The organism is Anaeromyxobacter dehalogenans 2CP-1 (assembly GCF_000022145.1).
Lineage (GTDB): Bacteria > Myxococcota > Myxococcia > Myxococcales > Anaeromyxobacteraceae > Anaeromyxobacter > Anaeromyxobacter dehalogenans.
Map to the genome: position 1 here is coordinate 3,742,771 of NC_011891.1, position 11,591 is coordinate 3,754,361.

Genomic DNA, 11,591 nt, shown 5'->3' on the forward strand with positions numbered 1-11,591 from the left:
CGTTCCGCGCGACCGCCACGTGAAGGCTTCCTTCACGCCTCATGCGCGTTCCTCCCGTTTCGCCGCGACTCGCCCGCGCGTAGGTTCCCGCCCGTCGCCATGAACGTCCTCGCCACCGCCGCCTCGCTGCTCCTCCTGTCCCCGCCGTCCGCGCCCGCTGCCCGGGCCACGGCACCACGATCGGCCGACGCCTCGCGGACGGCGCCCGCCGGAGGTCCGACGCAGATGCGCATCACACGTGCAGGCACGCAGGTTTCGCAGAAGGGACCGGCCGATTGGTTCACCGGCACGGTCCGGGTGGACATGCTGTTCCAGGCGAACGATCCGGCGCGGGCCAGCGGCGGCCAGGTCACGTTCGAGCCGGGCGCCCGCACCGCGTGGCACACCCACCCGCTCGGCCAGACCCTGATCGTCACCTCCGGCGCCGGCCGCGTGCAGCAGTGGCGCGGTCCCATCGAGGAGCTCCGGCCCGGCGACGTGGTGTGGATCCCGCCCGGCGTGAAGCATTGGCACGGCGCCGCGCCCGCGACCGCGATGACGCACCTGGCGATCCAGGAGGCGCTGGACGGGAAGGCCGCCGACTGGATGGAGAAGGTCACCGACGAGCAGTACGCACCGTGAATCAGGGCCGCCGGCGCCGCCGCCCGGACCCCGCCGGAGAGGGGACCTCTCCCGAGCCGGCCCGCCCTGCCCGACGTCCGCTAGCATCGCGTGCACCCTCGAGACCCGGCTCACGGGTGGAGCGAGAACCCGATGGCGAACGCGCAAGATCCCGGCGGACTCCTCGCCACGCTCGACGCATTGCTCCCGGACCTGGAGAGCCTCTACACCGACCTCCACGCGCACCCCGAGCTCTCGATGCAGGAGACCCGCACCGCGGCGATCGCGGCGGACCGGCTTCGCGCCGCCGGCTACGAGGTGACCACCGGCATCGGGAAGACCGGCGTCGTCGGCCTGCTTCGCAACCGCGATGGTCCCACGGTGATGCTCCGCGCCGACATGGACGCGCTGCCGGTGAAGGAGCTGACCGGGCTCCCGTACGCGAGCACCGTCACGGCGACCGACGCGGAGGGCAGGAACGTCCCGGTGATGCACGCCTGCGGCCACGACATGCACGTGGCGTGGCTCGCCGGAGCGGCGACGTTGTTCGGGCGCGCCCGCACCGCGTGGCGGGGGACGCTGCTCACGGTGTTCCAGCCGGCCGAGGAGATCGCCACCGGCGCGCAGGCGATGATCGACGACGGGCTGTTCACGCGCTTTCCCAGGCCCGACGTGGTGCTCGGTCAGCACGTCATGGTCGGCGCGGCGGGCGTGCTGGGCTGGCGCGCCGGCGTCATGACCTCCGCGGGCGACAGCCTGCAGATCCGGCTGTTCGGGCGCGGGGCGCACGGCTCGATGCCCCAGGCCAGCATCGACCCGGTGGTGATGGCGGCCGCCACCGTGCTCCGCCTCCAGACGATCGTCTCCCGCGAGCTGGCCGCGAGCGAGGCGGCCGTCGTCACCGTGGGCGCCCTGCAGGCCGGCACCAAGGAGAACGTCATCCCCGACGAGGCGCTCATCAAGCTGAACGTGCGCACGTTCGACGAGGGCGTGCGAACGCGCGTGCTCGCCGCCATCGAGCGGATCGTGAAGGCCGAGGCGGCCGCGTCGGGGGCGCCCAGGCCGCCCGAGATCACGCCGCTCGATCGCTACGGCGCCGTCGTGAACGACGCCGAGGCGACCCGTCGCGTCGTCGAGGCGTTCCACCGGAGCTTCCCGGCGGAGCGCGTGCAGGAGGTGGCGCCGACGTCCGCGAGCGAGGACTTCGGCTGCTTCGGCGCCCAGTGGCACGTGCCCGCCGTGTTCTGGTTCGTGGGCGGGACCGATCCGGAGTCCTACCGCAACGCCCGGGCGGCGGGCCGGCTGGGAGAGCTCCCCACCAACCACAACCCGCGCTTCGCGCCGGTGCTGCACCCGACGCTGCGCACCGGCGTCGAGGCCGCGGTGTCGGCCGCGATGGGCTGGCTCGCGCCGTGACCGCCCCGGGCCAGTCCGGCCCGTGACGCGGCGGGCGGCCAGCGGGTGCACGTGAGCCGATCGGTCTCGGCGCCGCGGCCATCCACCGCGGAACGGCCTCCAGCGCACGGAGCGCGTGAATCCATCCCCGGACCGAGCCAGGCGGTCGAGCCGCGAGCAGCGCGAGGCGCGACGACCGAGCATGCCCGTCGGCATGTGAGGGAGGAGCACCGACGCGATGCGACGCGGATCGGCCGCCGCGGCGACGGAAGGGGATGGGTTCACGCGCTCTCACAGCGCCTCCCGTTCGCGTGGGGCCCGTCGCGAGGCACACGATGGCGTCGCCGAGCCGGGCACACGAGGACCGAGCAGCGCAGGCGTGCCCGTCGGCACGTCGAGCAGCGCAGGGACGAGTCTGCCCGGCGCAGGCAGCCAGCGTGCGCCGCAGCAGGGCTCCACGCGAATGGGCGGCGCTATCAGCCCTCCCGGCTGGACCGCCCGAGCAGCTCCGCCTTGTCGATGGCCGCGCGAAGCGCCTCGGACGGCTCGCGCGTGCGGTCCCCGTCGCGCAGGAGCCGCTGCGCCTGGCTCACCGCGCGCGCGAACTCGAGGTTCCCCAGCATGCGGTCCGGCTCGCCGGTGAGCCGCTCGGTGAGCTTGCGGAGCCGCGCCTTCATCTCGCCGAAGTTCTCGTTCATCTCTCTCTTCTAGGCTCGACGGGGGTGCGCCGCTCGTCGGCGCGGAACTGGCCCTTGCCGGGCGGGCATGGGCCCGAGCGGCCGGCGCAGTGGATCCCAGGAATGGCGAAGCCCGGCCTGCTGGGGCCGGGCTCCGTCTCCGCTGTGAAGCGGATCAACAGGTCAGCGGATCAGATCGGACGGACGTTGGCCGCCTGCAGGCCCTTCGGGCCCTTGGTCACGTCGAACTCGACCTTCTGCCCCTCTGCGAGGCTCCGGAAGCCCTCGGCCTGGATGGCGGTGTGGTGGCAGAACACGTCCTCGCCGCCGCCGTCCTGGGTGATGAAGCCGAAGCCCTTCGCATCGTTGAACCACTTCACGGTACCGGTAGCCATCTCTCACGACACTTTCTTCGTTCTCGAGCGGCGATGTCCGCCGTCGTGCCCTGCCCAGAGTGGGCCGGGGAACCCGCTGTATAGCCTTAACTTTCTGTAAAGTCCACCGGTCGAGCGGCGCGGCGACGAGTTCCCCCTTCGGAGGCGACTCGGGGATCGACGCGCGGCGGACGGGCCGACGCCCCATGGCAGCGGCGTCCGGCGCGGGAGCGGCCGCTCACATCCCGCCCATCCCGTCGTCCATGAGGTGCCACATTCCCATCATCCCGATGTCCTCGTGCTCGAGGATGTGGCAGTGGAACATGGTCATCCCGCCGTGGTCGCGGATCGGCATGCGGAAGGTCGCGCTGCCCCACTTCGGGATGATGATCGTGTCCTTCCACGCGGGAGCGCTCGTGTACAGCGCCGCGTACCTCGCGATGCTCGCGTCGCCGCCGCTGATCGAGAGGACCTGGGCGTCGTTCACGTGCTGGTGCCACGGGTGGTCCATGCCGCTCTCGTTCACGACCTCCCAGATCTCGTCGTCGCCGACCATCGAGTGATGCTCGCAGCTGCGGATGGAGCCGTCCGCGAGCTGCTCGAAGGTGATGCCGTTGATGTAGCCCCGCCCCTGCCCCATGCTGAGCGCGAACCTCGGCCGCGCCAGCGCCGGATCGTCGGAGAGCCTCGTCGTCCCCGGGGCCACCGCGGCGGGGAGCGCCTGGGCGGCGCGCGTCCGGCTCGCGATCCGGACCGTGAGCAGCGTCACCTGCGCGCTCGCCATGTTCCCGTGCCGGGCGTACGGCAGCGCGAGCAGCTTGTAGTCGCCCTTGTCGGCGGTCCCGAACGGCACGAGCAGGTCCACGCGCTCGCCCGGCGCCATCAGGAGCTCGGACCGCGCCGCGGTGGGCCGATCGAGGAGCCCACCGTCCGCGCCCACCACGTGGAACGGGTGGCCCTGGAGCGAGAGGCGGTAGAAGCGGGCGTTGCTCACGTTGAGGATGCGCAGCCGTCGCACCTCGCCCGCGGTGACGGCGAGGTACGGGTTCACCTGGCCGTTGACGGTGACGACGTTGCCTTCCCTGCCCCGCATGTACTCGGAGAGCATCGTGTAGGGCGCGGGGGCGCCGTTCGAGACCGTGACGTCCTTGAGCACGAGGAGCGTCGCCGGGTACGGATCGAGCGCGGTGATCTCGCCGTCGGAGACGTCGATCGCGCCCACCAGCCCGTTCCACATCTGCTCCGCCACGGAGCCGTGGAGGTGCGGATGGTAGAGCGCGATCGAGCCCGGCCGCTGCATCGCGAGGTCGTAGTCGTAGGTGAGGCCCTGCCCGCCGCCCTCGATGCGGAGGTGCACGTCGTCCGCCGGCAGGCCCGTCATCGCGTCCGCCCCGGGGGACACGTGCAGCCCGTGCACGTGCACGTTGGTGGGATGGCGCTCGTGGCCGAGCAGGTTCAGCGCCGGGTCGGCCGGGAGGCCGTTCGTGAACTCGAGGCGGATGCGCTGGCCGGGGCCGGGCTCGGCCCGGAGCACCGGCGCCACGAAGCGGCCGTCCAGCGGCGCGCCGAGGTCCCGGTACACCATCGCGTTCGCGCTCGCCCCGTCGATCGCGACCGGCGCCTGGCACGCCTCCAGCCGGTAGTGGAGCATGCCGCCCGGCGACCCGGAGACCGGCGTCGCGACGGGGAGCGCTCTCAGCGGCCCGCTGACCGGCGGATCCGTCACGGTGGTCGTACCCCCGCCTCCCCCGCCCCCGCGCATCATCCGTGCGAGCGCACCGCGCGCCGTCGCCGCACCCGCGACCGCTGCCGTCGTGCGCACCAGGAACTGCCGCCTGCCGATCGGCTTCCCGCGCATGGTGATCCCTTTCGATGTCGGGGGGTCCACGTGCAGGAGAGCCACGCACCGTTCCGCGGACAACCACACAGCCGGGGAATGCGGCGAAACGCTCGGGCGCGCCATTCACCTTGGGTGATCGATGCCGGGGAAGGCTGCCGCAGGTCAGGCCATCGGGTGCGCGCGGCGAGCCCTGGCATGGCCGCGCCACCACGCGCGCCGGGCGGTGAACCGGGGTCGACCTCCCGCTTGGGTCGCGCGCGATGAGATCCGACGGGCTACGACGTCGAGGGCCACATGACCCCCCACCACGACGCCCTCGCCGCGCGCCCTCGCACGCCTCGCACGCCCCGATCGCCCACGCGACCTCGTCCGCGCGCCTTCGCCACGCTCGCCAGCGTGCTCTGCGCCTGCGCGGCCGCCGGCACCCAGCACACCTCCAGCCTCGAGAGACCCGCCATGAACGCCCCCGAACGCCCCCGCTCCTCCGGATACGCGGACGTCGACGGCCTGCGCCTCTACTACGAGATCCGCGGCACCGGCGGGGCGCCGCTGGTCCTCCTGCACGGCGGCCTGCACAACAGCGCGCTCGACGCCCCCGTCGCCGAGCGCCTCGCCGCGCACCGCCAGGTGATCTCGGTGGACCTGCAGGCCCACGGCCGCACCGCCGACGTCGAGCGACCGCTCCGCTTCGAGCGGCTCGCCGACGACGTCGCCGCGCTGCTCGCCCAGCTCCGGATCCCGCGGGCCGATCTTCTCGGCTACTCGCTCGGCGGCGGGGTTGCCCTGAGGACGGCGATCCAGCACCCCGAGCGCGTCCGCAGGCTGGTCCTCGTGTCGGTGCCGTTCTCCGACGCGGGGTGGTACCCCGAGGTGAAGGCGGGGTTCCAGCACCTCGGCCGCGCGCTCGCAGAGCCGATGCGGCCGTCGCCCGTGTACCAGACGTACGCCGCCATCGCGCCGCACCCCGAGCGCTTTCCCGACCTGCTCGACAAGCTGGGGGAGCTCGAGAACCGCCCATACGACTGGTCGGCGGACGTCGCGCAGGTGACCGCGCCCACCCTGCTCGTCTACGCCGACGCGGACGCCATCCGGCCCGAGCACGCGGTCCAGCTCTTCCAGCGGCTCGGCGGCGGGCGCCGCGACGGCGGCCTCGATCGCAGCGGCGTGTCGAAGGCGCGGCTCGCGATCCTCCCCGGGCTCACCCACTACGAGGTGTTCGAGTCGCCCGCGATGCCCGTCGCGGTCGAGCCGTTCCTGGATGCGCCGGAAGGGTGACGCGACGTCCCGGCGGGCGGGCGCCACGGCGACTCGCGCACGCTCGCGGCCGGTTTGCCGGCCGCGAGCGGCTTGCGCAGCTTGTCGATGACCCCTGGAGGAACGCCGTGAGCCTCGACCTGACGAAGGAGCGGGGGACCCCGCTCGACAAGCAGCAGTTCACCTGGAAGGACTTCCTGCGGCACCAGTACTCGAAGCTCGACGCCGACGCGTTCACCCGCGTGCGGGTGATCCTGATGAACGGGATCGAGCAGGAGGCGCTGCGCTTCCAGCACGCCTGCGCCCGCATGAACGCGCGCCTCCAGCAGCCGCTCGCCCGCATCCGCCGCGTGGAGCAGCACCAGGCCACGCTGGTGAACTGGCTCAACCCCGCCGACCAGTCGCCGCTCGAGACCACCATCGGCTACGAGCAGGTGGCCATCGAGGTCACCGCGCACCTCGCGCAGCACGAGCCGGATCCGTACGTGGCGCAGGCGTTCCGGTTCGGGCTGCTCGAGGACTTCGACCACATGTACCGGTACTCGGCCCTGCTCGATCGCCTGGAGGGGAAGGACGCGAACAACATCCTGCAGAGCTACACCGACGTGATGCCCGGTCGCCCGACCGAGCAGGAGCACCGCGCCCCGGAGGACGACCTGCGCGACCACTACGATCGCGCGAAGGCGCAACCGCTCACCAAGCTGAACACGCTCACGCTCATGGCGGGCGAGCAGCAGACGCACGCCTACTACATGAACATCGGGCCGATCTTCTCGGACCCGGTCGCGCGGGCGCTCTACGCGGAGATCGCGTCGATCGAGGAGCAGCACGTCACCCAGTACGAGTCGCTCATCGATCCGGACGAGAGCTGGCTGGAGAAGTGGCTCCTGCACGAGGCGACGGAGGTCTGGAACTACTGGAGCTGCCTGCAGCAGGAGCGCGAGCCGGCGGTGAAGGCGATCTGGGAGCGATTCCTGGACTACGAGCTCGGCCACCTGCACGCCGTGCGGGAGCTGTTCGAGTCGGTGGAGAAGCGGGACGCCGCCGCGGTGCTGCCCCGGTCGCTCCCGGAGCCGCTGCGGTTCGAGAGCCAGCGCGAGTTCGTGCGCCAGGTCCTGGAGCGAGAGGTGGACCTGCGGGCGAGCGGGACGCGCTTCGTGCCGCTGGAGGAGGAGTCGCCGGCGTCGATCGCGTACCGCCGGCGGATGAACGCCGACGGCTCGCCCACGGAGATCGTCGCCGGCGGCTATCGCTGGCGGCCCGGGACCGAGCTCGCCGGGACCACGTCGGTCCACTAGGGAGGGGAACGCCATGGCGCAGAAGCACTCGAAGAAGCCCACCGACATGGGGACGAACCGGACCGGCATCGCGGCCTCCCCGGTGGACGCGAAGAAGGCGGTGGAGGGGGCGCAGCGCGCCGCTGCGACGGAGGGGGGCGCGGAGCGCCTCGCCGACTTCCGCGCGGAGTGGTCGAAGGCGGCGCCGCCCGCCGGCACCATGCCGCCTCCCGCGACGGTGAAGGGCGCCGTGAAGAGCCTCTCCAAGGCCGTCCGGGGGGAGACCGCGAACGTGCTGCTCGACAAGCTCGGCGAGCGGCTGGCGTTCGAGCGCACCGGAGTCCGGCTCTACGAGGCCGTGCTCGCGAAGCTGCCCGCGAGCAGGACGAGCGACGGCGACCTCGGCGCCCCCGAGCTGCGGCAGCTTCGCGACGAGGAGCACCGCCACATGCTCGTCGTCACGGAGGCCATCGAGCAGCTCGGGGGCGATCCCACCGCGGTGACGCCCTGCGCGAACCTCGCCGGCGTGCAGGGCCTCGGGCTCGTCCAGTCCCTCGCCGACCCGCGCACGACGCTCACGCAGTGCCTCGACACGCTGCTCGCGGCGGAGCTCATCGACAACGACGGGTGGAAGCTGCTCATCGCGCTCGCCGAGGGGATGGGCCAGACCGAGGTGGCGAAGCGCTTCACGGAGTGCCTGGCCGAGGAGGACGAGCACCTCCTCAAGGTGCGGGCCTGGGTCGCCGAGCGGCTCGAGATCCAGGCCGGGACGGGGCTCCCGCGGGCCGACTTCGGGGAGCCGGCGCAGCCGGTCTGACCTTCATCCTTCTTCACGTTCGCGACGCGCACCGGACAAGCGCGCACGCGAGGATGCTCCCGTGACCTTCACGGAGGCATCCCCATGAGCTCGTTCCTGTCCGGCGCCCTCGGTGCCGTCGTCGTCCTCCTCGCCGCCGGCGTCGTCCGCGCCGCCGCCTTCCGCCGGTGGCGGCGCCACGGCCACGGCCAGGTCCGCGCCGGCTGGCTCCTCCGCCGCATCGGCGCGAGCCCGGACCAGGAGCGCGCCGTCCGCGCCGAGCTGGACGCGCTGTCCGAGGCGTTCAGGGCGCTCCGCGCCGACGCGCACCCGCTCCGCGGCGACCTCGCCGACCTCATCGTCGCGCCCGGGCTCGACGCGACGCGCGTGCGCGAGGCCATCGAAGCGCGGCTCGCCAGCGCCTCGGCGCTCCGGGCCCGCGTCGCCGAGGCGGTCGCCCGCGTCCACGACGTGCTCGACCCGGCGCAGCGCGAGCGGCTCGCGATCCTCCTGCGCGAGGGGCCGCGCCGGCACGGCTGCGGCGGGGTTCACGGCGCGCACGCGTGAGCGGCGGCCGGGGCCGGGGCGCCGCGCCGCCCTGACGCGCTCCCGGCGCGCTCGCGCGCCCGACCCCGGATGTCCGCGCCGCGCCGGCGCGGACCGGGGTAGAGGTAGACGCGAAGAGGGGGCCCGCGGAGCCCGCCCAGCGAATGGCCCAACCCGTCCTCGAGCTGCACCAGCTCACGAAGCGGTTCCGCGGGCCGGCGGCCATCGGGCCGGTGTCACTCACCGTGAGCCGTGGCGAGGCCGTGGCGCTCCTCGGGCCGAGCGGCGCCGGCAAGTCCACCCTGCTCCGCCTGGCGCTCGGCCTCCTCCGTCCCGACGCCGGCGAGGTCCGCTTCCTCGGCGCGCCGATCGGACCCGGCGACCACGCGGCGCGCAGGCGCATCGGCTACGTCGTCCAGGGCGGTGGCCTCTTCCCGCACCTGACCGCCGCCGCGAACACCACCCTCGTCGCGCGCCATCTGGGCTGGGCCGCGGAGCGCGTCCGCGCGCGGCTGGCGGAGCTCGCGGCGCTGGCGCGCCTCCCGGCCGACGCGCTGGAGCGCCACCCGGGCGCGCTCTCGAGCGGGCAGGCGCAGCGGGTCAGCCTGATCCGGGCGCTGATGCTCGATCCCGAGCTCCTGGTCCTCGACGAGCCCCTCGGCGCGCTCGACCCCATCACGCGGGCCGGGCTCCAGGAGGACCTGCGGGCCGCCTTCCGGGCGCTGTCGAAGACGGTCGTCCTGGTCACCCACGATCTCGCCGAGGCGGCCTTCCTCGCGGACCGGCTGGTGCTGCTCCGGGACGGCCGGGTGGTCCAGGCGGGGACGCTCGAGGATCTCGCCCGTCACCCCGCCGATCCGTTCGTCGCCCGGTTCGTCGGCGCCCACCGGGCCCTCGTCCTCCCGGAGGTGCGGTGATGCTCGCGGTGGCCCTCGCCCTCGCCGCGCTGGCGACCCCCGGGGTCCGCGTCGGCTCGAAGGCCTTCACCGAGTCGGTCGTCCTCGGCGAGATCGTCGCGCAGACCGCCGCGTCGACGGGGACGGCCGCCGTCCACCGCCGGGCGCTCGGCGGGACGCGGGTGGTTTGGGAGGCGCTCACGCGGGGCGAGATCGACGTCTACCCCGAGTACACCGGCACCCTCGTCCGCGAGATCCTGGCCGGCGAGCCGATCGCCGACGACGCCGCCCTCCGGCGCGCGCTGTCGGCGCGCGGGGTCGGCGTGGCGGCCGTGCTCGGCTTCGACAACACCTACGCGCTCGGGATGCGGCGTGCAGCCGCCGAGCGGCTCGGCATCCGGACCATCTCGGACCTGCTCCGGCACCCCGGGCTCCGGTTCGGCTTCACGAACGAGTTCGTGGACCGCGCCGACGGCTGGCCCGCGCTCCGGTCGCGCTACGGCCTCTCGGCGTCGTCGGTGCGCGGGCTCGACCACGACCTCGCCTATCGCGCGCTGGCGGAGGGCGCGCTGGACGTGGTGGACCTCTACTCGACGGATGCCCAGATCGCCCAGCTCGACCTGTCGGCGCTCGACGACGACCGGCGGGCGTTCCCGCGCTACGACGCGGTGATCCTCCAGCGGCTGGATCTCGACGCGCGCGCCCCTGCGGCCGTCGCAGCCATCCGCCGGCTCGCGGGCACCATCACCGCGCGAGAGATGACCGCCATGAACGCGCGCGTGCAGCTGGAGCACGCCGACCCCGGCGAGGTGGCGGCGGCTTTCCTCGCGGAACGGCTCGGGCTCGCGCCGGCACCGGTGGCGACGGACGGGCTCGCGCGCCGCGTCGCCGATCGCACGCTCGAGCACCTCGTGCTGGTCGCCGTGGCGCTCACCGGCGCGATCCTCGCCGCCGTGCCCCTCGGCATCCTGGCCGCGCGCCGCCCGCGGCTCGGCCGGCTCGTCCTCGCGATCGTGGGGGTGGTGCAGACCGTCCCCTCGCTCGCGCTCCTCGTGTTCATGATCCCGCTCCTCGGGATCGGGGCGCGCCCCGCCATCGCGGCGCTGTTCCTGTACGGGCTCCTGCCGATCGTGCGGAACACGCACGCCGGGCTCACCGGGCTGGCCCCGGAGCTGCGGGAGTCGGCCGAGGCCCTCGGGCTTCCGCCGCTCGCCCGGCTCCGGCGGGTGGAGCTGCCGCTCGCCACCCCCGCCATCCTGGCCGGCGTGAAGACCTCCGCGGTCATCACGGTCGGCACCGCGACGCTCGGCGCGCTCGTGGGGGCCGGCGGCTACGGCCAGCCCATCCTCACCGGCATCCGGCTGCTGTCGGTGCCGCTCATCCTCGAGGGCGCGGTCCCCGCGGCGCTCCTCGCGCTGGGCGTGCAGGGGCTGTTCGATCTGGCCGAGAAGCTCCTCGTGCCGGCGGGCCTGCGGGCGGAGCGGGGGTGACCCCCCGGCCCGCCGCGCGCGTCTGCGGCGGCGGCCCAGGCGGTCCACGCGAAGAACGCGGTCAGGCGCCGGAGGTCGTCGGGGCTGGAGACGAGCCCCGGCGAGAGCCCGGTCCTCGCGCTCGGCTGCGAGAAGAACGCACGCGGCGACTCGCGCGCGTGCTCGAACGCCGCCGCCTGGCCCTCGGTGAACCTCAGCACCCCGGTGGCCGGATCGTAGCGGTTCTCGCGGAGCTCGGCCCACGTCCGCGGGCCCCCCTCCCGCTCCGACTCGCCCAGGCCGCGGGTGAGGAGCAGCTCCTGGCCCGCGAGGACGTCCTCGCGGTCGAACCCCACGCGGCCTCGCGGATCGACGGTCCGCTCCGGGATGGGGGCGAGGCCGTGTAGGTGCGGTAGGCGAGGCGCGACGACCGAGCATGCCCGCCGGCATGTGAGGGAGGAGCAACG

At 73.9% G+C, this 11,591-nt stretch carries 11 protein-coding genes and 1 pseudogene; 8 read left to right on the plus strand and 4 right to left on the minus strand.

Annotated features, from left to right (window positions below):
- Positions 1 to 225: 225 nt before the first annotated feature.
- Together A2CP1_RS16930 and A2CP1_RS16935 are read left to right on the plus strand one after the other, a co-directional pair.
- A complete protein-coding gene (locus A2CP1_RS16930; RefSeq protein WP_015934506.1) occupies positions 226 to 621 on the plus strand; it encodes a (R)-mandelonitrile lyase in 396 nt (131 codons plus the stop codon).
- Positions 622 to 753: 132 nt separating this feature from the next.
- Complete coding sequence (locus tag A2CP1_RS16935; RefSeq protein WP_015934507.1) at positions 754 to 2,016, plus strand: M20 family metallopeptidase; 1,263 nt, start codon at positions 754 to 756, stop codon at positions 2,014 to 2,016.
- A gap of 455 nt (positions 2,017 to 2,471) precedes the next feature.
- On the opposite strand, the gene A2CP1_RS16940 is transcribed toward A2CP1_RS16935, so the two are convergent.
- The 3 genes from A2CP1_RS16940 to A2CP1_RS16950 form a co-directional block, all read right to left on the minus strand.
- On the minus strand, positions 2,472 to 2,693 hold the full coding sequence (locus A2CP1_RS16940; protein ID WP_015934508.1) for a hypothetical protein: 222 nt from the start codon (positions 2,691 to 2,693) through the stop codon (positions 2,472 to 2,474).
- Positions 2,694 to 2,863: 170 nt separating this feature from the next.
- Complete coding sequence (locus tag A2CP1_RS16945) at positions 2,864 to 3,067, minus strand: cold-shock protein (protein ID WP_015934509.1); 204 nt, start codon at positions 3,065 to 3,067, stop codon at positions 2,864 to 2,866.
- A 217-nt stretch (positions 3,068 to 3,284) separates the two neighbouring features.
- Positions 3,285 to 4,772 carry a multicopper oxidase family protein gene (locus tag A2CP1_RS16950; RefSeq protein ID WP_245529818.1) on the minus strand — a complete coding sequence of 496 codons (1,488 nt, stop codon included), beginning with the start codon at positions 4,770 to 4,772 and terminating at the stop codon, positions 3,285 to 3,287.
- 570 nt (positions 4,773 to 5,342) lie between these two features.
- On the opposite strand from A2CP1_RS16950, the gene A2CP1_RS16955 reads away from it, so the two are divergent.
- The 6 genes from A2CP1_RS16955 to A2CP1_RS16980 all read left to right on the plus strand — a co-directional run bounded on the left by A2CP1_RS16955 (position 5,343) and on the right by A2CP1_RS16980 (position 11,145).
- Positions 5,343 to 6,161, plus strand: coding sequence for an alpha/beta fold hydrolase (locus A2CP1_RS16955; RefSeq protein ID WP_041450540.1), 819 nt, complete (start codon positions 5,343 to 5,345; stop codon positions 6,159 to 6,161).
- 107 nt (positions 6,162 to 6,268) lie between these two features.
- On the plus strand, positions 6,269 to 7,438 hold the full coding sequence (locus tag A2CP1_RS16960) for a hypothetical protein (protein WP_015934512.1): 1,170 nt from the start codon (positions 6,269 to 6,271) through the stop codon (positions 7,436 to 7,438).
- 13 nt (positions 7,439 to 7,451) lie between these two features.
- A complete protein-coding gene (locus A2CP1_RS16965) occupies positions 7,452 to 8,234 on the plus strand; it encodes a ferritin-like domain-containing protein (RefSeq protein ID WP_015934513.1) in 783 nt (260 codons plus the stop codon).
- Between the two features lie 84 nt (positions 8,235 to 8,318).
- The gene (locus A2CP1_RS16970; RefSeq protein ID WP_015934514.1) at positions 8,319 to 8,780 is read left to right on the plus strand and encodes a Spy/CpxP family protein refolding chaperone; all 462 of its coding nucleotides are present in this window, start codon (positions 8,319 to 8,321) and stop codon (positions 8,778 to 8,780) included.
- Between the two features lie 143 nt (positions 8,781 to 8,923).
- Positions 8,924 to 9,676 carry an ATP-binding cassette domain-containing protein gene (locus tag A2CP1_RS16975; RefSeq protein ID WP_015934515.1) on the plus strand — a complete coding sequence of 251 codons (753 nt, stop codon included), beginning with the start codon at positions 8,924 to 8,926 and terminating at the stop codon, positions 9,674 to 9,676.
- On the plus strand, positions 9,676 to 11,145 hold the full coding sequence (locus tag A2CP1_RS16980) for an ABC transporter permease/substrate-binding protein (RefSeq protein WP_015934516.1): 1,470 nt from the start codon (positions 9,676 to 9,678) through the stop codon (positions 11,143 to 11,145). Before A2CP1_RS16975 ends, A2CP1_RS16980 begins: the two co-directional genes overlap by 1 nt.
- A gap of 71 nt (positions 11,146 to 11,216) precedes the next feature.
- Here A2CP1_RS16980 and A2CP1_RS24080 read toward each other — a convergent pair.
- Positions 11,217 to 11,480 (minus strand): annotated as a pseudogene (locus A2CP1_RS24080) (nitric-oxide reductase large subunit); the annotation flags it as partial.
- Positions 11,481 to 11,591 lie beyond the last annotated feature (111 nt).

Coding starts and splice junctions, on each gene's coding strand:
- A2CP1_RS16975 (WP_015934515.1), top strand. CDS start 8,924: ATGGCCCAACCCGTCCTCGAGCTGCACCAGCTCACGAAGCGGTTCCGC.
- A2CP1_RS16955 (WP_041450540.1), top strand. CDS start 5,343: ATGAACGCCCCCGAACGCCCCCGCTCCTCCGGATACGCGGACGTCGAC.
- A2CP1_RS16935 (WP_015934507.1), top strand. CDS start 754: ATGGCGAACGCGCAAGATCCCGGCGGACTCCTCGCCACGCTCGACGCA.
- A2CP1_RS16940 (WP_015934508.1), bottom strand. CDS start 2,693: ATGAACGAGAACTTCGGCGAGATGAAGGCGCGGCTCCGCAAGCTCACC.
- A2CP1_RS16970 (WP_015934514.1), top strand. CDS start 8,319: ATGAGCTCGTTCCTGTCCGGCGCCCTCGGTGCCGTCGTCGTCCTCCTC.
- A2CP1_RS16930 (WP_015934506.1), top strand. CDS start 226: ATGCGCATCACACGTGCAGGCACGCAGGTTTCGCAGAAGGGACCGGCC.
- A2CP1_RS16965 (WP_015934513.1), top strand. CDS start 7,452: ATGGCGCAGAAGCACTCGAAGAAGCCCACCGACATGGGGACGAACCGG.
- A2CP1_RS16980 (WP_015934516.1), top strand. CDS start 9,676: ATGCTCGCGGTGGCCCTCGCCCTCGCCGCGCTGGCGACCCCCGGGGTC.
- A2CP1_RS16945 (WP_015934509.1), bottom strand. CDS start 3,067: ATGGCTACCGGTACCGTGAAGTGGTTCAACGATGCGAAGGGCTTCGGC.